This is a genomic window from Sphingopyxis macrogoltabida, from assembly GCF_001307295.1.
GTDB classification, from domain to species: domain Bacteria; phylum Pseudomonadota; class Alphaproteobacteria; order Sphingomonadales; family Sphingomonadaceae; genus Sphingopyxis; species Sphingopyxis macrogoltabida_B.
In genome coordinates this window covers 2,530,941-2,550,438 of sequence record NZ_CP012700.1, presented here as the reverse complement: position 1 = coordinate 2,550,438, position 19,498 = coordinate 2,530,941, and the positions used below count along the sequence as shown (strand labels likewise).

The window sequence follows — 19,498 nt, the reverse complement described above, 5'->3', positions numbered from 1 at the left end:
TATTCTATCTAATTCAAGCGAAACAGAAGCGCGAAATGAAATTGGGGAGAGCAAAATGATCGATCTGGACGCCATCCGGACGCTGGCCGACATACCGGCGGCGCAGGCGCGGGCACGGGGGCAAGCAACTGCGGTGAAGTTCGGGGCGCGCGAGACGAGTTTCGCCGAACTCGATGCGCGATCGAACCGCGTTGCGAACGCCCTGATCGCCTCTGGCATCGTGCCGGGCGACCGGGTCTCGGCGCTGACCAAAAATCATGACGGCTGGTATCCGCTGTTCTTCGGCACCGCGCGGGCGCGTGCCTGCTTTGCGCCGATCAACTGCCGCCTAGCGCCGGGCGAGATCGGCTTCATCCTCGGCGATGCGGGGCCGAAATTGCTGTTCGTCGGCGAGGATTTCTTCGATTGCGCGCTGGCTGCGGTCGCGGGGCTGGCTTCGCCGCCGCGGCTGATCGCGCTGTACGGCGACCATCCGGCGTTCGAACCGTTCGAGGCGTGGCTGGCGGGCGCATCCGACGCGCCGCCGGCAGACCCGCCGCAGCTCGCCGACGACGTACTCCAGCTCTATACCAGCGGCACGACGGGCCTGCCCAAGGGCGTCGTACTGACCAACGCCAATTACCGGACCTTCCTTGAGGCCGCGACCGAGGTCGACGGCTTTGCCTATGGCGAGGACGAGACGGTGATGATCGTCATGCCGCTGTTCCATGTCGCGGGGACGAACGTCAGTTTCTCGGGGCTGGCGCAGGGCGGGCGGTTGGTGCTGGTCAAGGATTTCACCGCCCCCGACGCGGTGCGGATGCTGCGCGAGGAAGGGGTAGCGCATGCTTTCCTCGCCCCGGCGATGATCCAGATGATGCTGCTCCAGCCCGATGCCGACGGCGCGGCCTATCCGGAGCTCAAATCGATCGCCTATGGCGCGTCGCCGATCGCCGAGGATGTATTGCGCCGCGCGCGGGCGACCTTCGGCTGCGATTTCGTGCAATTTTACGGGATGACCGAATCCGCCGGCGGCGGTTCCTATCTGTCGCCCGCCGCGCATGACCTGCCCGGCAAGCTGACCTCGTGCGGCCAGCCCTGGCCGGGGGCGGCGATGGCGATCCTCGATGGCGAGGGCAAGGAACTCGGCGAGGGCGAAATCGGCGAGATCGCGATCCGCGGCGGCATCGTGATGAAGGAATATTGGAACCGCGCCGCGGCGACCGAGGAAACGCTTGCTGGGGGCTGGCTCCACACCGGCGACGTCGGCTACCGCGATGCCGACGGCTTTTATTATGTTCACGACCGGATCAAGGACATGATCGTGTCGGGGGGCGAGAATGTCTATCCGGCCGAGGTCGAAAGCGCGATCATGGGGTGCCCCGGGGTCGCCGATGTCGCGGTGATCGGCATCCCCGACGACAAATGGGGCGAGGCGGTGATGGCGCTGGTGGTTGCGTCGGCGGACCTCCGCCCCGAACCCGCCGATGTCATCGCCTGGGCGCGCGAGCGGATCGCGGCGTACAAGGCGCCGAAGCGCGTCGACTATATCGATGCGTTGCCGCGCAACCCGTCGGGCAAGGTGCTGCGCCGCGAACTGCGCGCGCCTTATTGGGAGGGACGTGACCGCGCCGTAGGCTGAAGCGAGGGAGCTTCAGCGCTGGGCGTCGCCCGCCTCGAAATGGGCGATCTGGTCGGCATAGGCCTTCCGGAAGGCGGGGCGAGCGGTGACGCGCGCGACATAGGCTTCGGTCGCCGGCCGGTCGCCGAACGCGCGGACATCGGCAACGCGCAGTACGTCGGCCATCAGCAGGTCGGCGACGGTGAAGCGCCCGGCCGCCAGCCACTCGCGTTCGCTTAATATGTCCTCGAGCTGGCCGAGGCGCATGGTCAGCCATCCGGTCAGCTTGTTGTCGGCATCGCCCGAGATTTTCAGGAACCACCACGGCACCGAGACCATCTCGATCGAATTGAGCGCGGCGATCGACCATTGCACCGTTGCCGCTTCGCCCGCCGGGTCTCCGGGCATCAGCCGTTCGCTTTTGCGTGCGAGATGGAGCAGCCCGGCACCGCTCTCGAATATCTCGACCTCGCCGTCGCTGAGGAACGGCACCTGGCCGAAGGGTTGCTGTTCGAGGTGATTGGTCGCGCGATCGTCGAATGCGACGGTGCGGACGCTATAGGGAAGCCCCGCCTCTTCGCACGCCCAGCGGAGCCGCAGGTCGCGGACGAAACCGCGCGGCATTTCCGGCACCCAGTCATAGGTCCAGATGGTCAGTTCGCTCATAGCCGGACCTTTCCGTCGGTTGCCAATATGCTATCGCGCTTTCGTCGGGCCGCGACAAGGTCGCAAAAAAAGGCCCGGCGGTTGTGCCGCCGGGCCGGAGTGCTTCCCAGTAGAAACGCCTGTTATTCGGCGGGCACCGGGGTGCGGCCGGTGATGAAGCCTTCGCGCTTCGTACCGTCGGCCTGCACCGGATCGTGCGCGACGTCGCTCTCGTCAAACACCTTGGTCCATGCCGCGAATTCGAGGCAGACGCCGTCGGGGTCGAAGAAATAGACCGAGCGGACGTAGACGTCGTCGTTCATTTCGGGCGACGATTGGGTCGGCGAATTGTCGTGGTTGAGGATCGGCGTGACTTCGACGCCCTTGTCGACCAGCCGCTGATAATATTCGTCGAACTTTTCGGCGCGGACGTTGATCGCGATATGGTTCATCGAGCCGTGCGCCGAAACAAAGCTACCGCGCGTCGGCAGTGCGGCGGGGGCCGAAATGCCGGGAACCGCCTCGGGCGCGTTCGGGAACCAGAAGAAGGCAATGCTGTCGCCGTTGCCGACGTCGAAGAAGAAATGCTGGCCGCGCCCGCCGGGGAGATCGAGTGTCTTGAGCAGCGGCATGCCCAGAATGTCGCGATAGAATTCGACCGTCTTCGCCATATCCTTGCATACGAGCGCGAGGTGATTGACGCCGCAGAATTCGAATTCGGTATTGGTTGCAGCCATGATCCGTCTCCTATTTTTGGTAATCTATTTGAGGTTGGCGCTGGGGCGGGCCTTCATCCGTTCGTACCAGCCATTGACGTTGGCGAAGGCCGGGTCGACCGGCTGGCCGACCGACACGCCGAAATCGAGGAAAGCGAAAAGCATGAGGTCGGCGAGGCTCAGCCGGTCGCCGGCGATGAAGTCGCGGCCCGCGATCAGCGGATCGAGCCAGGCAATGCCGTCCTGCGCGATGGCTTTCAGCCCCGCCGCAGCCTCGGGCAGGCAGCGCATCCGCGGCTCGAACAGCGGCAGGCCTTCGGCAAAGCGGAAGCCGTTGGTCAGCGGCTCGCAGATCTTGATATCGACGCGGCGGGTCCACATGCGCGTGTTCGCGCGCTCCTCCGCCGTGCTGCCGATCAGCGGCGTTTCGGGAAAACGCTCTTCCAGATATTCGCAGATCGCGGTGATTTCGGTGAGGACGCTGCCGTCGTCGAGCGCAAGCGCCGGGGTCTGACCCGCGGGATTGACCTCGACATTATAGGGCGCCCGCCGGTTCTCGCCGCCGCGCAGGTCGATCATGACCTCGGGAATCTCGATACCTTTTTCGGCCATGAACAGCTTCACGACGCGCGGGTTGGGGCCGATGGAGTTATAGAATTTCATGCCCATCCTCTTCCTTGAGTCTTTCCTAGCACAGGAGGCTATAACTGTCAATTAAGTTGACGATTAATGCAATCGCGCGCCCGGTCGCGGCCAGCGGACGCGGCAAAGGGTGCCGGTGGTCGATGCGGTGATATAGGCGTCGCGCCGGTCGGCACCGCCGAACGCGATGTTGGTGATCCCGATGTCGGGCAGCGGCACGAACTCGGACGCGCGCCCGTCGGGGTCGAAGACGGTGATCCCGCCCTCGACCATCGTGCCGACGCAGATGCGGCCACTTTCCTCGACGGCGAGGCTGTCGAGCAGGCGGAAGGCGGGCGGCGTGCCGACGAAGCGGCCGGGCGCCCATGGCGGGGGCGGTGCGAGGGTGCCGGGGGCGACGATGTCCATCGCCCAGACGCGCGCGGTCATCGTCTCGCTGGCATAAAGCGTCCTGCCGTCGGGCGACAGGCCGATACCGTTGGGGCCCATCATCTCGGCGCGCTGGCGCGTGATCTTCGATCCGTCGGCGGCGGCGTGATAGATGGCGCCATGGTCGCGGCCGGTGCCGCGCACTTGGCCATGATCGGTGAACCAGAAGCCGCCGTCGGCGTCAAAGACGATATCGTTCGGGCCTTTCAGCCGCTCGCCCTCGAAGCTGTCGTAGAGCGTCGTCACCGCGCCGGTCGCAAGGTCGACGCGCTCGATCGATCCGCACGCATCGGGATTGGCGGCATGGCCGGGAAAGAGCAGGTCGCCCGCCTCGATCCACTGGAAGCCGCCATTGTTGCAGACATAGGCGGCGCCGTCGAGACCGATCGCGAGGCCGTTCGGCCCGCCGCCGAGCTCGGCGACGACCGACAGCGACCCGTCGGGCGCGACGCGCGTCAGTGTGCCGCGCGCGATCTCGACCAGCAGCACCGACCCGTCTGCCATCGGCACCGGGCCTTCGGGAAAGCGAAGGCCCGTCGCGACGACCTCGGGCGTGCCGTAGTCGCTCATCAGCCGTTCGCGGGGCGCGGCGCGCTGAGGAAGTCGGCGGCGCTGAAGCCTTCGGGGGCGGCGACTTCGACGATCGGGTCTTCGCGCGCGTCATATTCCATGCGCAGCGCGCGGGTGATCACGGCGTGCATGTCATAGAGGCAGGTGATGTAGGTGAATTCGAAAATCTGCTCATCGTTCCAGAAGGTCTTGAGCTTGTCGAACACCTCGAGCGGGACGCGGCCGCCGGCCTGGCTCAGGCAGTCGGCATAGGCGAGCACCGCACGTTCCTGATCGTTGTAACAGTCGGCGACGGTCCAATAGGCGATGGCGGCGATCTTCTCTTCGCTGACGCCGAGGCCGCGGAGCGACTTGCAATGCTGCGAAAAGACGAACTGGCTGCCCTTGACCCAGCCGGCGCGCGTCTGGCCGAGTTCGCGCAGCACCGGATCGATCGTCCGCGCGGGGTTGCGATAGACGGCAAAACCCTTGACCGCATGTTCGAATATATCGGGCGACAGCGCGAACACCGTCCACCAGTCGCCGGGCGTGCCGGTCGCGGTGCCGGGTTCGGCGACGGGGTCGCGGTCGCCGAACAGGCGGTTGTAATAAGCGGTGACGGTTTCGTCGGTGACTTCCGAACGGGGAACCTGGCGCAGGACGGGCATGGCTAACTCCTCAGGCGTTCGCAAATTTGCGGAATTCGGCGACGTGCGCGCTGTCGAAATATTCGTCGAGGCGGGTGATCTTGCCGTCCGTCACCTTGCACACGATCGCGCACGGCAGGCGGACTTCGCCGTCGTCGTGGACGCGGCGGCCCTTCAGGACATGCTGCTGGACGAAGCCGCCGGGAAAGGTGGTGAGCCGGCGGTCGGCATATTCGCGGTCCTTGATCCGCGCGACCATGCCGGTCAGCGTCTGCGCGGTCTGGTCACGGGTGACGATCAGTTCGTCGGTGTTGTGCCAGATTTCGGCATCGGGGGTGAAGCTGCCGCGCATCGTCTCGATATCGCCCGCCTCGATCGCGTCGAAGAAACGCTGCGCCATCGCGCGGATGTCGTCCTGTTCTGCCATATGTCTGCTCCTCAAGATTTCGCGCCGAACATGCGGCCGCCGTTGGCCGCGATCAGCCCGTCGATATCGTCGCCCTTGTACGCGGGATCAGCCGAGGGACCGAAGGACGCCAGCATGTCCTGCGTCACCAGTTCGGCCATCGCCTTCCATTCGGGGTGGGTGAAGATCCAGTAATCTCCATTTTCGATCGCCTGCACGACGCGCGCGCCGATCCGGTCCGGCGACATGCCGCCCGCGAGGACGCCCTGCATCGCCTGGCTCGTGGCCGCGGCCTTGCCGACTTCGACCTCGACCGGGCGGAGATCGCGCGTTGTCTCGACGATCCGCGTCGCCGACATGCCCGGCATCAGCACCGAAATGTCGACGCAGGTCTCGGCGAGTTCGTTGCGCAGCGCCATCGCGATGCCGAGCGTTGCATATTTGGAGCTGATATAGGCGACCGAGATCGGCGGCGGCACGATCGCGACCATCGAGCTGGTGATGACGAGATGGCTCGGCTCGCCCGATGCCTTCATCTCGCCGAGGAAGGTGCGGCAGGCATAGAGATGCGCATGCGCGTTGACGGCATAGTTCCAGCGCCAGACGTCGGTGTCATATTGTTCGAACGGACCCGAGCCGCCGCCGACCCCGGCGTTGCTGAACAGGATGCGCACCGGCCCGAAATCACGGGCCTTGGCGCCGGCTGCGGCCCAGCTTTCCTCGCTGGTGACGTCGAGTTGGAGGCCGAGGGCGTTGGCGCCGCCGCGGCTCAGGTCTGCGGCGGCAGCCTCGGCGCCCGCTCCGTCGATGTCGGCGAGGATCACCGCCGCGCCTTTTGCGGCGAGCGCCTTTGCGGTGGCGAGGCCGAGCCCGCTTGCGCCGCCTGTGATGAAGGCGGTTTTGCCTGCGACGTCGGTCATTCGGCGAAATCCTTCTCGAGATAGCGCGTCATGCGATACTGCGCGATCCCCGCAGCGGCGGCGAAGGGCATTAGCGCCATCAGCGCCCAGCGCAGGCTGTCGACGTCGTGCGCGGGTTTGAGTGCGTCGCTGACGATCCCCGCGAACAGCGGCCCGAGACCGAGGCCGACGATATTGAACATCAGCATCAGCACGGCGGCGGCGGTCGCGCGGCTGCGCGGCGGGGTGAGGTTCTGCACCAGCGCCAGCGCCGGCGCGACATAGGCGGTGCACGCCGCCATCGGGATCAGCATCAGCGCGAGCGAAAGCTGCCAGCTATCGACGAGCAAAGCGGCAATGAAGGTCGGGATCAGCACCAGGGTCGCGAGTGCGGGGATGGTGCCATAGGCGCGCGCCGATATCTTCGCGCGGTGGCTGACCAGCCAACCGCCGCCGAGGATGCCGATGCCGAAGGTGATGCCCGCAGCGGGACCAAAATATGTCGCCATAGCTTCCAGGGGCATCTTCTGCGTGCGCATCAGGAAGGCGGGGATCCAGTTGAGCATGCCATAGCTGACGAAAGCCGCGAGGCCGCTGCCGATCATCACCATGCGCAGCGATGGACGGCGCCAGAACATCGCGAGGCTTTGGCTGAAGGGAAGCGCTTCGTCGGCGGGCTTGTGCGTGTCCATCGCGCCGCGCGCCGGTTCGCGGACCAGCCAGATGAGCAGGGGAGCGACGAGGATGCCGACGATGCCGATGACGATGAAGGCGTTGCGCCAGCCGATATTGGCCGCCGCCCACGCGCCGAAGGTCGCGCCGACGAAGACGCCGAACGGGCCGTTGCAGGTGAAGAGGCCGATCGCCAGCGGGCGCTGTGCGGGGGGATAATAGTCGGCGATCACGGACAGCGACGGCGCGGTGCCGCCCGCTTCGCCCGCGCCGACGCCGAAGCGCATCAGCGCGAGTTGCCAGAAGTTGGAGACCATGCCGCAGGCCGCGGTAAAGCCGCTCCACACGACGCAGGCGATGCCGATCAGTTTGACTCGGTTCCAGCGGTCGGCGACCATCGCGACCGGAACCCCCATTGCGGCATAGAAAAGCGCGAAGGCGAGACCGGTGAGCAGCCCGAACTGGGTGTCGCTGAAATCCATCTCGGCTCGGATCGGTTCAACAAGGACCGATAGCAGTTGGCGGTCGACGAAGTTGATCGTGCCGACCACGAACAGCATCGCGAGCGCGACGTTGCGGCGCAGCGCATGGCCGCTGTCGGACGCTGCGGCGCCGGCATTGAGCGCGGTGGCTTCGGTCATAACTCTCCCCAAAAACGCACGAGTCTTCTCGGTCGAAAAATACTTAGGTATTTAAGTTTATCTGTCAATGTGCTTTACGGTAGCGGCAAGATAGACGGGAGAGAAGAGATGGATATCCGGGGCAAGAGCGCAATCGTCACCGGTTCGGCAGGCGGCATCGGCCGTGCGACCGCGGTGATGCTGGCGAACCGCGGCGCGGCGGCGGTGGCGCTGGTCGACGTCAACGAAGCAGGGTTGACGGAGACGGCGCGGCTGGTCGAGGCAGCGGGCGCGCAGGCCACCCTGCACCAGCTCGACCTGTCCGACATTCCGGCCACCGAGGCATGGTTCCGCGCGCATGGCGACGTCGATATTTTGCACAACAATGCCGGAGTCGTCTCGGGCCTGCCGCAATTCCCCGATGTCGATGCGGCGCGGATCCGCTGGATCATCGACGTCAATATCACCTCGCTGGTCGCGGCAACGCAGATCGCCGTGCAGGCGATGAAGGCGCGCGGCGGCGGGGTGATCGTCAACACCGTCTCGACCGTCGCGCTCGGCACCGGCTTTTACGACGCGATGTATGCGACGACCAAGGCGGCGGTGATGATGTTCACGCGCTGCTGCGCTTCGCTGAAGGACGAATGCAACGTCCGGGTCGCCGGGATGCTGCCGGGGCTGGTCGACACCCCGATCCTCGATACGACGGGCGCGGGCGGCAAATCCGAATGGATGAAGACGGTGCTGGCGAACAACGAGGCTTGCTTGCCCGAGGATATTGCGGGCGGGGTGATCGCGCTGATCGAGGATGACAGCCTTGCGGGCGGCGACTGGGTCGCGGTGCGACGGCTGGACGGCAAGGTCGAATATCAGTGGGGCCACGCCGACACGGTTTAGCGTTTCGGCGCCTCGAGCATATTCTTGCCGAACAGGTTCGACCATTGCTCCTCGGTCAGTACCGGGCGGGCACTCGACAGGTTGGCGGCATTCTTGACGTCGGTGCCGGCGATCACTGCCGGGCGTTCGCCGATCCGCGCGAACCAGTCGGCGACCGCCGGATAATCGTCGAGGGTCAGCCCGATCGCGCGGATCGCGCGCGTCCATGGCCAGCATGCGATGTCGGCGATCGAATATTCGCCCGCCAGATAATCGGCTTCGCGTAGCCGGCCGTCGAGGACACGGAGCAGGCGCAGCGTTTCGTTGCGATAGCGTTCGACGGGATAGCTCTGCCCCTCGGGCGCATAGCGGATGAAATGATGCGCCTGGCCCTGCATCGGGCCAAAGCTTGCCATCTGCCACATCAGCCATTGTTGCGCCTGCGACCGGCGGCGCGGATCGGCGGGGAGCAACTGCCCGCTTTTCTCCGCGAGATAGAGCAGGATCGCGCCGCTTTCGAACACCGGCAGCGGCGCGCCGCCACCGACGGGGTCGTGATCGACGATGGCGGGCAGGCGGCCGTTGGGGTTGATGCGGCGATATTCGGGGGTCAGATGATCGCCCTCAAGCATGTTCATCGCGATCAGATTATGCGCCAGCCCGGTCTCTTCGAGCATGATCGACACTTTGTGGCCATTCGGAGTGGGGGTGAAATAAACATCGATCATCCGGTACTTCCTTCGGCGAAAATGGCGCGCGCGGCTGCGAAGGCGTCGTCGAACGCCTCCTTTCCGGCAGGATAGCCGACGACGGTCAATGTCACGCCGGCGATCCTCCACCCGTCCCCCCGCACCAGTCGATGGGTGTAGCGCCCGATCAGGTCGCCGAGCAGGGCGCGGTCCTCGATTCCGACGAGATGGACCGCATCGACGATGCTCGCGACCGTCGCATGATCGCCTTCGATCGTCGCGACGATATTGTGCAGCCGGTGCGCGGTCGCGTCGAAACCTTCGAGCGTCTTGCAGCGGTTCGTCCACTCGTCCGCCGGCACCGTCGCGACAAGCGAGCCGATCGCGCCATAATCGATCGCGATCTCGTCGGTGAAGAGGGCGCGATACGCGACCCAGTCGCGCGCATCGAGCGCCGACGCATAGGAGGTCACGACCGCGACCGCCGCTTCCCTGTCGAGGAAAGCGTCGATCGCGGCCGGGCCCCGGCACATCAGAACTTGAACCCGGCCTCGACCGAAATGTTGCGGGTGGGTTCGAGGTAGAGGATCGCGCGCGGAACCGGCGTGATCGGTGCGGGCAGGTTGAACGCGCTGCCGATCGTCTTCTGGTTGGTCAGGTTTTTGCCGACCAGCGCCAGATGCCAGCGATCGTCCTGATCGGCGAGCTGGACGCGCAGGTCGAGCTTCACATAGCCGCCCTGGACGCCGAAGATCGGGCTCTGGTTGTCCGAATTGAAATATTTCGAGCGGCCGGCCGCGACGCCGGTGATGTCGAGCTTCATCGCATCGGACATGTCGAAGCGTGCATGCGCGGTGACGCTGCCCGTCCACTTCGACGAATAGGCGACCGGGAAGCCGGCAAGGTTGTTCGTCGCCGGGGTGCAGGTCACCGGCTGCGACGCGAGGCACGCGGCGCCCGGATAATCGTCATATTTGATATCCGAATAGGCGGCCGAGGCGCTGATGTCGAAATTGGGGATCGGGAAGATGCTGAGCGATCCTTCGACCCCCTTCGACGTCGCGGCGGCGGCATTGCCGGTCAAATAGCTCGAGGTTGCGGGCTGATAGACCGAGACCTGCAGGTCCTTGAACTTCGTCTTGTAGACCGAGACGTTGGCGACGACCTTGCCGTCGAGCAGCGTCGACTTGATGCCCGCCTCGAAATTCTCCGACCGTTCGGGTTCGAAGGTGAAGGTGCTGTCGACGGTGCCGAGCGTGTTCGACACGAAGCCGCCCGATTTCGAACCGCGGCCCCAGGTGCCATAGAGCATCACGCGCGGCGCGATATCATATTGCAGCGTGACCGAAGGATCGACATTGCCCTCGCTGATCGAGCCGTCGGCGTTGGTGATCGGACGTAGCGCAAAGGGGTTGCCGTTGACGCCGTCCGAAGCATAGGCGAGCGTCGTGCGGAAGCTGCCGTCCTTCTTGGTGTGCGTGTAGCGCAGGCTGCCGATCGCACGGAAAGCGTCGGAGATGTTGAGCGTGCCTTGTCCGAACACCGACCAGCTTTCGGCCTTCTGGCGAAAAATGCTGTCGATGCGTGCGAAATAGGGGCCGTCGAAGATCGGGATGCGCGGATCGGTGGGCGTCGCGCCCGGGATGGTCAGCAGCAAATAGGGGATGTTGAACCCCTGATATTGCTCCAGCGTGTAGTCGGACTTGTCGTAATAGGCGCCCGCGATAAATTCGAACGTCTCGCCGACCGGCGACAGGATACGGATTTCCTGCGAGAACTGGTCGAAGCGTTCGGGGAAAGCGTTGTAGACCGAGTTGGCGGTGAAGGCGCCGCCGCTGTTCGGGATCGTCTGATCGAAGCCGTTGGTGATCTTCGACTTGAACCAACTGTAGCCGGTGACCGAGGTCAGAGTGAAATCGCCGAGCGCGAGGTTGCCGACGCCCGAGATCATCACCGATTCATTGCGGTTGCCTTCGCGGCCGAGCGCCGAGCGTTCGAGATAGCGCGTGTCCTGCGGGTCCTGACCGCTGGTCAGCGGGCTCGACACGGTGATCCCGCCGACGATGTCGCGGTTCCCATATTCGGCCTTCACCGTATAATCGAAGTCGCTCGATGGTTCCCATTTGACCGTCAGGCGCGCGAGCTGCGACTTGGTTTCGGGATCGTCGTGGTTGGTCGCGAGGTTGCGGATATAACCGTCCTGCTTGACGATCTTGTACGCAAGGCGCGCCGACAGCGTGTCGCTGATCGGTCCCGAGACATAGCCCGAAACGTCGAAGCCCTTGTGGTCGAAATTATAGAGCGCCGTGAAGGCGCCTTCGGCTTCGCGCGTCGGTCCCGCCGACACGACGCTGACCGCGCCCGCCGCGGTGTTCTTGCCGAACAGCGCGCCCTGCGGGCCGCGCAGTACCTCGACGCGTTCGAGGTCGAAGAAGGGCGCCTGCGCCTGGCGGCTGCGGCCGGCGTAGATGCCGTCGACATAGAGCGAGACCGACTGGTCGAAGGCGAAGTTCGCCGGTGGCGAGCCGAAGCCGCGGATATAGATGACGTCGTTGCCCGCGGTCGACTGAACGAAGACGTTCGGCGTGTAGTTCATCACCGCTTTAATATCGCTGGTGTTGAACTCGGCGAGCTTGGCGCCGCTGACGACTTCCATCGAGATCGGCACATCCTGCAGGCTCTGTTCGCGCTTTTGTGCAGTGACGATGATTTCGTTCGTGTTGCTGTCGTCGGCTTCCGCGGCCGCCGTCTGCGCCAGCGCCGGCGCGGCGAATGCCGTCATCGCGACCGTCGCGACCCCCGACAACAGAATCTGGTTGAACGCCTTCATGCTACCCTCCCTTGGAACGATGCCGACGGTGCCGGGGAGGGGACCCCGATCCGTCAATCTGATTGACCCTTAGTATACTAATGGTTTTATACTTGTCCATAGCTTTGGAAGAGGATTCGCAAGATGAACGAGGAAAATGGAGAAGCCGGTCATGCCGCCCTCGCAAGCGCCCATCTATGCACGGTGGAGTTCGAGGTCGGCGGCGGCATCATCGGCATGGGGGTGTCGCCATTCGGCGATCATCGCATGGGATATATCAGCGGCGGGCGGTTTTTCGGACCGCGAATCAACGGTATCGTCCTGCCCGGCGGCGGCAACTGGTCGCGCAGCGGACGGCTGGGGGAGGCGGCTTCTGTCGGCACCTTCGATGCCCGCGCGGTATGGCAGACCGATGACGGCGAACTCATCTATCTGTCCTACACCGGGCGCAACGTCATTCCCGACGATGTCCGCGCCGCCTTTGCCGACCCTGCGGCGCCTTATGTCGATCCGTCGCGATATTATCTGCGAATCGCGCCGGTGTTCGAAACCGCGAGCGCGAAATATGGCTGGCTGAACGGCCTGCTCGCGGTCGGGGTTGGCGAACGCACCGATTTCGGCGTCCGCCACGTCCTTCACGAGGTGCGCTGAGATGATCGACCTTCATTATTCGGCGACCCCGAACGGGCAGAAGATCGCGATCATGCTCGAGGAGATCGGCGCGGCCTATCGTGTCATTCCCTATGACATCTTCGAGGGCGACCAGCTCACCGCGGCGTTCGGGCGAGTCAATCCCAATCACAAGCTGCCGGCGATTGTCGATAACGACCCCGGCGAAGGCGGCGAGCCCATCGCGGTCTTTGAATCGGGCGCGATCCTGCAATATCTTGCCGAAAAAAGCGGATGCTTTCTGCCCGCATCGGGTGCAGCGCGCGCGGTGACGCTGTCGTGGCTGACCTGGCAGGTCGCGGGGCTCGGCCCGATGGGCGGACAGGCGAGCCATTTCCTGCGCTATGCCCCGACGGGGCAGGATTATGCGATCGAACGCTATACGAAGGAATTGCAGCGCCTGCTCACCGTACTCGAAAAGCGGCTGGAGAAGAGTGCCTATGTCGCGGGCGACGACTATACGATCGCCGATATGGCGATCTGGCCCGGGCGTGCCTCGGCGTTCGTCATGGGCATGGGGTTGGAGGAATGGCCCGCGATGCACGGCTGGTTCGAACGCATCCGGGCGCGGCCCGCGGTGGCGCGAGCGATGGCGCGCGAGGATCTGAAGGCGCCGGCGAAATATGTCGGACGGCACCAAGTGCTTGATGAGAAGGAGTGGTCGAACATGTTCGGCGATGCCAATCGCGCCGCCGTGAAGGGGGATTGAGGGAAGCTGGTTTCGGCCGATAGCTGCCGTCTCTTTCATCGTCATCCTGAACTTGTTTCAGGATCCATGGTCTGTCGTTTACTTCGGCGCTGCGCCAAATTCGAGTTCAGGCCATGGATGCTGAAACGAGTTCAGCATGACGAGATTTGAAGGGCAACTCTCCACCCCCAAGCCGGCTTGCACCGTGCTCCGCTTCACCGTTTCACATGCTGGCGGTCGCCCCACAGGATCGCGCGATGTTCGTCGGTGAAACCGGTCAGCCCGCCCTCGATCGTCTCGGCGCGGGCGACCCCGACCTTCATCCCTTCGGCGACGGCAGGCCGTTCGAGCATCGCGGCGCCCCAGCGCTCGACATTGGGGAAGCGTCCGGCCTTGTCGATGAACTGGCGGCGGAGATAGGGCAGGGTGGCCATGTCGGCGATGCTATACTCGTCGCCCGCCAGCCACTCGGCCTCGCCGAGGCGCTTGTCGAGCACCATCATCAGCCGGTCGACCTCGCGGCTGTAGCGCTCGATGGGGTAGTCGTGCCGCTCGCTGGCATAATGGGTGAAATGCGCCTCCTGCCCGAACATCGGGCCGACGCCCGAGACCTGAAACATTAGCCATTGCCAGCAGATCGCGCGCTTCACCGGATCGGCGGGCAGGAAGCGGCCGGTCTTTTCGGCGAGGTAGAGCAGGATCGCGCCGGTTTCCCACAGGACGAAGCCGGGGCCGCGCGGGCCTTCGTCGTCGACGATCACCGGCGTCTTGTTGTTCGGGTTAAGCGCGAGAAATTCCGGAGTGAGCTGATCGCCCGCCAGGATATCGACGGGCTCAAGCTGCCAAGCGAGCCCCATTTCGAGCAGCGCGATTGCGATCTTGCGCGCATTGGGGGTCGGGCCGCCGTAGAGGGTGATCATCGTCCTATCCTTCGCGGCAGAGCCAGCGACGGAGGACGTCGTCGGTGTCCTGCCCCACGGTAAGCGGGGCGGGGCGGCGGACGCTGCCGGGCGTCGCCGAAAGTTTCGGGAACACCCCCTGCATCCTGATCTCTCCCAGTTCCTCGTCGGCGACCGTCACCAGCGCCTCGCGCGCGGCGAAATGCGGGTCGGCGAGCATGTCTTCGGCATCGAAGACGCGGCCCGCCGGAACGCCCGCCGCGACCATCTTGGCTTCCAGCTCGGCGATCGTCATCGTTGCGGTCCAATCGCCGATCAGTGCGTCGAGTTCCTCCTGCCGCACACCGCGGGCGCGGTGCGTCGCGTACCGCTCGTCGCTGGCCAGTTCGGGGCGCCCCATTGCCGCAGCGAGCCGGGCGAAAACACCGTCCTGATTGGCGCCGATCAGATATTCGCCGTCGCTGCACGGATAGACGTTCGACGGCGCAATCGCGGGGAGGGTCGACCCCGTCCGGCGCCGCTTGGTGCCGCTGGCCGAATAATCCGATACGGTCGATTCCATCACCTGCAGCACCGCTTCGTACAGCGCCGAGTCGACGATCTGGCCTTCGCCGGTCTTGCTGCGATGATGAAGCGCGGCGAGCGCGCCCATGCAACCGTAAGTGGCGGCGAGCGTATCGCCGATCGACACGCCCATGCGGGCGGGCGGCAGGTCGGGATAGCCGACGATGCCGCGCCAGCCGCCCATCGCCTCGCCGATGCCGCCGAAACCGGCGCGCGCCGAATAGGGGCCGGTCTGGCCATAACCCGACACGCGGACGACGATCAGCCCGGGGTTCGTCTTGCGGAGATCGGCGGGGTCGAGGTTCCATTTTTCGAGCGTGCCGGGGCGGAAATTCTCGATGAGGATGTCGGCCTTGGCGATCAGTTCGCGGGCGAGCGCCTGACCTTCCTCGCTGCGCAGGTCGACCGCCACTGAATATTTGTTGCGCGCGATGACGCGCCACCAGCTCGGTTTGTCGCCCTGACCCCAGTTGCGCATCTGGTCGCCCGTGCCCGGCGGTTCGAGCTTGACGATCTCGGCGCCCATGTCGCCGAGCAACTGGCCGCAGAAGGGACCGGCGATGAGCTGCCCCATCTCGACCACCTTAATGCCGTCCAGCGCTCCCCCTGTGTTCGTCATTCCATTCCTTTCGGTGCCCCGGCCGGGTTATGACGCATATTGCGGCGGCTGGGCATCACTCTTGTGGATTCGATATACTTAGAATGCTATGTAATTTTCAACCTGCAAAATGACTCGGACGGAAACGGAACGCGAAATGGCGGAAAATCGGGCGGTGGAAATGGTCGAGGTCGGCCCGCGCGACGGGCTGCAGAATGAAGCGACGGTCGTGGCGACCGCCGACAAGGCCGAACTGATCCGCCGCGCGATCGATTATGGCGCGCGCCGCATTGAGGTGACGAGCTTCGTCAATCCGAAGAAGGTGCCGCAACTCGTCGACGCCGAGGAACTGGTCGCGATGCTGCCCGAACGCGAGGACGTCACCTATATCGGGCTGGTGCTCAACCAGCGCGGCGCCGAGCGCGCGCTGGCGACCGGGCGGATCGACGAACTGGGCGCGGTCTGCGTGACGAGCGACACGTTCGGCATCCGAAATCAGGGGCAGTCGTCGGGCGAATCGCTCGCCGCGGCGATGGAGATCGTCGCACTGGCGAAAGCGGCGGAACTAAGCGGACAGATCACGATCGCGACCGCCTTCGGCTGTCCTTTCGAGGGCGAGATCGCGATTGCCCGCGTCGTTGAAATAGCAAAACGTGCCGCCGATGCGCAGCCGCGCGAGATCGGGCTGGCCGACACCATCGGCGTCGGTGTGCCGTCGCAGGTGAGCGAAATGGTCGGACGGGTGCGCGAAGCGGTCGGCGGCCTGCCGGTGCGGGTGCATTTTCACAACACGCGCGGGACCGGCCTTACCAATGTGTGGGCGGCGGTCGCGGCGGGCGCGGCGACGGTCGATGCCTCGCTCGGCGGGCTCGGCGGCTGCCCCTTCGCGCCCGGAGCAGCGGGCAATGTCGCGACCGAGGACGTGGTGTACATGCTCGAACGCAGCGGGATCTCGACAGGCCTGGACCTGCCGCACGCGGTCGATGCGGCCAATTGGTTTACCGGCGTGATGGGCCGCCCATTGCCGGCGATGGTCAGCCGGGCGCCGGCCTTCCCCTAGCGACGGGTCAGTCGCTCGAAATCCTCGACGCTGTTGATGTTGGCGATCTCTTCGCCGTCGATCGCGGTTGCGCCCTGCGCGTCGGCCCATGTGCGCACCGAGCGCCGACCGCCCGCCGCAAGATGCCTTGCCAGCGGTTCGGCCTGTTCGACGGGCCACAGGCCGATGACGGGACAGGCGGTCAGATAGGCGCCGTCCCCGGCCTTACAAAGGCGCGCGAGCTGATCGGCGGGGACATGCGGCGTGTCGCACGGCAGCGACAGTAGGTGGGTACAGCCCGCCGTCTTCGCTGCAAGCATCGCCCCCGCGATGCCGCCGAGCGGGCCCATGCCGGTGTCCGGCCGATCGGGTGCCCACCGATAAGGCGGATAGTTGCGGCCTGCGATCAGGATCGTGTCGACGAAGGGCTCCAGCGCCGCAATCGACCAGTCGATCAGCTTGCGGCCGTCATAGACCTCTTCCGCCTTGTCGCGGCCGAAGCGCTGCGACCGTCCGCCCGCCAGCACCACCCCGGCGACGCGCCGCGTCGTCATGGCAGTACCCGCCCTTCGTCGCGGGTCGGCATCGGCGCCACGATGCGCAGCACGACCGCCGCGACCGCAAGCCAGGCGCCCGAGACGAGAATCGCGGTCGGCAGGGTGGTCAGGTCGGCGAGCAGTCCGAGCAGATAGGCGCCGAGCGCCAGTGCGCCGAAGGTCACCGCCTGATAGATCGACAGGCAGCGGCCGAGGATATCCTCGGGCGAACGGAGCTGCATCGCGACGTTGAGCGTCGTGAAGGTCGTCACCCACGCACCGCCGGCGACGAAGGCCGCCGCGATCACCACGAGCAGATTCTGCGTCAGCGCGACCGGGATCATCATCGCCGCGAACGCCATCGCGGCAACGCCGAGCACGCGGTCGCTGCCCCAGCGCCGCCGCGCGCTGCCGATCCATAGCGCGCAGAAGATCGAACCGATACCGAATGCGCCGAGACAGAGGCCGTAGGTGATTTCGCTGCCGTGCAGGCGGTCGCGGACGAGCGACGGCAGCAGCGCCTGAAACCCAGCCGCGCCGAGCCCGAACGCGAAACCGCGCATCAGCACGCGGCGCACCGGGCTCGACCCCATGCAAAAGCGGATGCCGACCGCGATCGCCGCCAGCATCGGGGTGCGGCGCGGCGGTGTCACCTCCGGGTGCCAGCGCAGCAGCACGATGATCAGGGCGACATAGCTGACCGCGTTGAGCGCGAAGGCGGCGGTCGGCCCGGTGAGCGAGATCAGCAGCCCGCCGAGGGCGGGTCCGACGCTGCGCGCGAGGTTAAAGGCGATCGTATTGAGGGCGATCGCCTGCGGCAGGTCGGCGTGCCCGACCTGCAACCGCACCGACGCTTGCCATGCAGGCGAGTTGAGCGCGGTGCCGCAACCGACCGCGAGGGTGAAGGCGAGGAGGGCGACCGGGGTCAGCACGCCAGCCCATGTCGTCAGCGTCAGCAGCGCCGAGGCGATGAGCATGAAGCCCTGTGCCGCGAGCATCACCGCGCGGCGGTCGAAATTGTCGGCGATCGCGCCGGCGAACACGCCGAGCAGCAGGATCGGGATCGTGGCGCTCGCCTGCACCGCGGCGATGAAGAGATGAGACTCGGTGAGCTCGGTCATCAGCCATGCGGCGCCAACCGACTGGATCATCGACCCCATGTTCGATGCGAGGTTCGCGGTCCAGATGGCGCGAAAGGCAGGGAAGCGGAAGGGGGCCAGCGATGCTGGCAGGGGACGCTTTGCCGGACTCACAGCAAGGCGACTAGACCCGCCGGCGGGGCGCGGCAAGGCTTGTCTGATGCGCCCCGCCGCCCGCGCGCCATGCCGATGGCGACAGCCCGGTCCAGTGGCGGAAGGCGCGGGTGAACGACCGCGCCTCGGCATAGCCGAGCGCCTCGGCGATCGCCTCGACCGTCGCATTGCTCGATGTCAGCAGCCGCGTCGCGCGGTCGCGCCGGACATTCTCGCGCAGCGTCGCAAGGCTGGTTCCCTCGGCGCGCAAGCGGCGGCGCAGCATGTGGGGCGACAGGTGCGTTTGCGCCGCGAGTTCATCGAGCGTCAGGTCGGGGCTGCACGTCAGAAGCTGACGCACGCGCCGCGCCGCGCTGCTGTCGCTCGCCGGGATCGTCATGATGTCGAGCGGCGCGGCCGCCAGCATCGCTTCTAACTCGCTCGGCGTGCGCCGGATCGGCGCGTGCAGCGCATGCGCATCCATCACGATCCGGCGTGCGCTACCATCGAAGCGATGGCGGCAGGGGAAGAGATATTTGAACTCCTCGAAATAGGTGCCGGGACGGCGGTAATCGAACTCGGCCGACAGCAGCGAGATGGTCTCGCCCCCCAGCCAGCAGGCGAGACGGTGCCAGATGATCATCCAGAATTCGCTGAAATAATGATCGGGATCGCGGTTCGGCTCGGCAAAGCGAACCTCGACGATCAGCCCGGCCTCGGCGGCATGGATATCGGTGGCAATCCCGGCATCGAGCAGATTGTAAAAGCGCGCCGCGCGGCGGAGGCCGTCGGCGACGTCGCTGCCTTCGAGCGCCAGTTCGCAGGCGAAGGCAAAGCTGCCGGGCGCGGCGCGGCGGGCGGTGTAACCCATATATTCGTCGTCGAGCGCCGCCCAGATATTCCGAACGAGCAGGGCCATCGCTTCCACCGGCCCGCGCCAGCCGGGACGAGCGAAATCGGTCGGTGAAAGACCCGTACCTGCGACAAGCCCGTCGAGCGAGCGGCCCCGCCGTTCGGCTCCCTTGGTACAGACGTTGAAATAATAGCGGTCGATCGTGGCCATGACCTGCACAT

At 65.5% G+C, this 19,498-nt stretch carries 21 protein-coding genes; 5 read left to right on the top strand and 16 right to left on the bottom strand.

Annotated features, from left to right (window positions below):
- The first annotated feature begins 55 nt into the window (after positions 1 to 55).
- Positions 56 to 1,621 carry a long-chain-fatty-acid--CoA ligase gene (locus AN936_RS12040; RefSeq protein ID WP_054588372.1) on the top strand — a complete coding sequence of 522 codons (1,566 nt, stop codon included), beginning with the start codon at positions 56 to 58 and terminating at the stop codon, positions 1,619 to 1,621.
- Between the two features lie 12 nt (positions 1,622 to 1,633).
- On the opposite strand, the gene AN936_RS12035 is transcribed toward AN936_RS12040, so the two are convergent.
- The 8 genes from AN936_RS12035 to AN936_RS12000 all read right to left on the bottom strand — a co-directional run bounded on the left by AN936_RS12035 (position 1,634) and on the right by AN936_RS12000 (position 7,846).
- Positions 1,634 to 2,266 (bottom strand): glutathione S-transferase family protein, encoded by a 633-nt coding sequence (locus AN936_RS12035; RefSeq protein ID WP_054588371.1) that lies wholly within the window; start codon positions 2,264 to 2,266, stop codon positions 1,634 to 1,636.
- A 122-nt stretch (positions 2,267 to 2,388) separates the two neighbouring features.
- Positions 2,389 to 2,982 carry a VOC family protein gene (locus AN936_RS12030; protein WP_084758304.1) on the bottom strand — a complete coding sequence of 198 codons (594 nt, stop codon included), beginning with the start codon at positions 2,980 to 2,982 and terminating at the stop codon, positions 2,389 to 2,391.
- Between the two features lie 24 nt (positions 2,983 to 3,006).
- Entirely contained in the window at positions 3,007 to 3,624 is a 618-nt protein-coding gene (locus AN936_RS12025; RefSeq protein WP_054590258.1) for a glutathione S-transferase family protein, read from the bottom strand.
- A 63-nt stretch (positions 3,625 to 3,687) separates the two neighbouring features.
- The gene (locus AN936_RS12020; protein WP_054588369.1) at positions 3,688 to 4,602 is read right to left on the bottom strand and encodes an SMP-30/gluconolactonase/LRE family protein; all 915 of its coding nucleotides are present in this window, start codon (positions 4,600 to 4,602) and stop codon (positions 3,688 to 3,690) included.
- On the bottom strand, positions 4,602 to 5,249 hold the full coding sequence (locus AN936_RS12015) for a carboxymuconolactone decarboxylase family protein (protein ID WP_054588368.1): 648 nt from the start codon (positions 5,247 to 5,249) through the stop codon (positions 4,602 to 4,604). The genes AN936_RS12020 and AN936_RS12015 overlap by 1 nt, the downstream gene beginning before the upstream one ends.
- Positions 5,250 to 5,259: 10 nt before the next feature.
- Positions 5,260 to 5,655 (bottom strand): nuclear transport factor 2 family protein, encoded by a 396-nt coding sequence (locus AN936_RS12010; RefSeq protein ID WP_054588367.1) that lies wholly within the window; start codon positions 5,653 to 5,655, stop codon positions 5,260 to 5,262.
- An 11-nt stretch (positions 5,656 to 5,666) separates the two neighbouring features.
- Positions 5,667 to 6,554: an SDR family NAD(P)-dependent oxidoreductase gene (locus AN936_RS12005; RefSeq protein WP_054588366.1), complete on the bottom strand. Its 888-nt coding sequence runs from the start codon at positions 6,552 to 6,554 to the stop codon at positions 5,667 to 5,669.
- Positions 6,551 to 7,846, bottom strand: a complete 1,296-nt coding sequence (locus tag AN936_RS12000) for a spinster family MFS transporter (protein WP_054588365.1) — start codon at positions 7,844 to 7,846, stop codon at positions 6,551 to 6,553. Before AN936_RS12000 ends, AN936_RS12005 begins: the two co-directional genes overlap by 4 nt.
- Before the next feature lie 108 nt (positions 7,847 to 7,954).
- Here AN936_RS12000 and AN936_RS11995 point away from each other — a divergent pair, with 108 nt between their 5' ends.
- On the top strand, positions 7,955 to 8,722 hold the full coding sequence (locus tag AN936_RS11995) for an SDR family NAD(P)-dependent oxidoreductase (RefSeq protein WP_054588364.1): 768 nt from the start codon (positions 7,955 to 7,957) through the stop codon (positions 8,720 to 8,722).
- Here the strand turns inward: AN936_RS11995 and AN936_RS11990 are convergent.
- From AN936_RS11990 to AN936_RS11980, 3 genes are read right to left on the bottom strand one after another with little or no spacing between them, the layout of a single operon-like run.
- Positions 8,719 to 9,429 carry a glutathione binding-like protein gene (locus AN936_RS11990; protein ID WP_054588363.1) on the bottom strand — a complete coding sequence of 237 codons (711 nt, stop codon included), beginning with the start codon at positions 9,427 to 9,429 and terminating at the stop codon, positions 8,719 to 8,721. The genes AN936_RS11995 and AN936_RS11990 overlap by 4 nt on opposite strands.
- A complete protein-coding gene (locus AN936_RS11985; RefSeq protein ID WP_054588362.1) occupies positions 9,426 to 9,923 on the bottom strand; it encodes a nuclear transport factor 2 family protein in 498 nt (165 codons plus the stop codon). Before AN936_RS11985 ends, AN936_RS11990 begins: the two co-directional genes overlap by 4 nt.
- On the bottom strand, positions 9,923 to 12,220 hold the full coding sequence (locus AN936_RS11980; RefSeq protein ID WP_054588361.1) for a TonB-dependent receptor: 2,298 nt from the start codon (positions 12,218 to 12,220) through the stop codon (positions 9,923 to 9,925). The genes AN936_RS11985 and AN936_RS11980 overlap by 1 nt, the downstream gene beginning before the upstream one ends.
- 123 nt (positions 12,221 to 12,343) lie before the next feature.
- Here AN936_RS11980 and AN936_RS11975 point away from each other — a divergent pair, with 123 nt between their 5' ends.
- Both AN936_RS11975 and AN936_RS11970 read left to right on the top strand, forming a co-directional pair.
- The gene (locus AN936_RS11975) at positions 12,344 to 12,850 is read left to right on the top strand and encodes a DUF3237 domain-containing protein (protein WP_054588360.1); all 507 of its coding nucleotides are present in this window, start codon (positions 12,344 to 12,346) and stop codon (positions 12,848 to 12,850) included.
- A gap of 1 nt (position 12,851) precedes the next feature.
- The gene (locus tag AN936_RS11970) at positions 12,852 to 13,577 is read left to right on the top strand and encodes a glutathione binding-like protein (protein ID WP_054588359.1); all 726 of its coding nucleotides are present in this window, start codon (positions 12,852 to 12,854) and stop codon (positions 13,575 to 13,577) included.
- A 194-nt stretch (positions 13,578 to 13,771) separates the two neighbouring features.
- Here AN936_RS11970 and AN936_RS11965 read toward each other — a convergent pair whose 3' ends face one another.
- Both AN936_RS11965 and AN936_RS11960 read right to left on the bottom strand, forming a co-directional pair.
- A complete protein-coding gene (locus AN936_RS11965; protein WP_054588358.1) occupies positions 13,772 to 14,476 on the bottom strand; it encodes a glutathione S-transferase family protein in 705 nt (234 codons plus the stop codon).
- 4 nt (positions 14,477 to 14,480) lie between these two features.
- Positions 14,481 to 15,638: a CaiB/BaiF CoA transferase family protein gene (locus AN936_RS11960; RefSeq protein WP_054588357.1), complete on the bottom strand. Its 1,158-nt coding sequence runs from the start codon at positions 15,636 to 15,638 to the stop codon at positions 14,481 to 14,483.
- A gap of 136 nt (positions 15,639 to 15,774) precedes the next feature.
- Between AN936_RS11960 and AN936_RS11955 the strand changes: the two genes are divergently transcribed.
- On the top strand, positions 15,775 to 16,677 hold the full coding sequence (locus tag AN936_RS11955) for a hydroxymethylglutaryl-CoA lyase (RefSeq protein WP_054588356.1): 903 nt from the start codon (positions 15,775 to 15,777) through the stop codon (positions 16,675 to 16,677).
- On the opposite strand, the gene mobA is transcribed toward AN936_RS11955, so the two are convergent.
- Genes mobA through AN936_RS11940 form a run of 3 tightly spaced genes read right to left on the bottom strand, consistent with a single transcriptional unit; the run spans position 16,674 to position 19,487 of the window.
- Complete coding sequence (gene mobA / locus AN936_RS11950) at positions 16,674 to 17,210, bottom strand: molybdenum cofactor guanylyltransferase (RefSeq protein WP_054588355.1); 537 nt, start codon at positions 17,208 to 17,210, stop codon at positions 16,674 to 16,676. The genes AN936_RS11955 and mobA overlap by 4 nt on opposite strands.
- Entirely contained in the window at positions 17,207 to 18,445 is a 1,239-nt protein-coding gene (locus AN936_RS11945) for an MFS transporter (RefSeq protein WP_173585632.1), read from the bottom strand. The genes mobA and AN936_RS11945 overlap by 4 nt, the downstream gene beginning before the upstream one ends.
- A 10-nt stretch (positions 18,446 to 18,455) precedes the next feature.
- A complete protein-coding gene (locus tag AN936_RS11940) occupies positions 18,456 to 19,487 on the bottom strand; it encodes an AraC family transcriptional regulator (RefSeq protein WP_054588353.1) in 1,032 nt (343 codons plus the stop codon).
- Between the last annotated feature and the right edge of the window lie 11 nt (positions 19,488 to 19,498).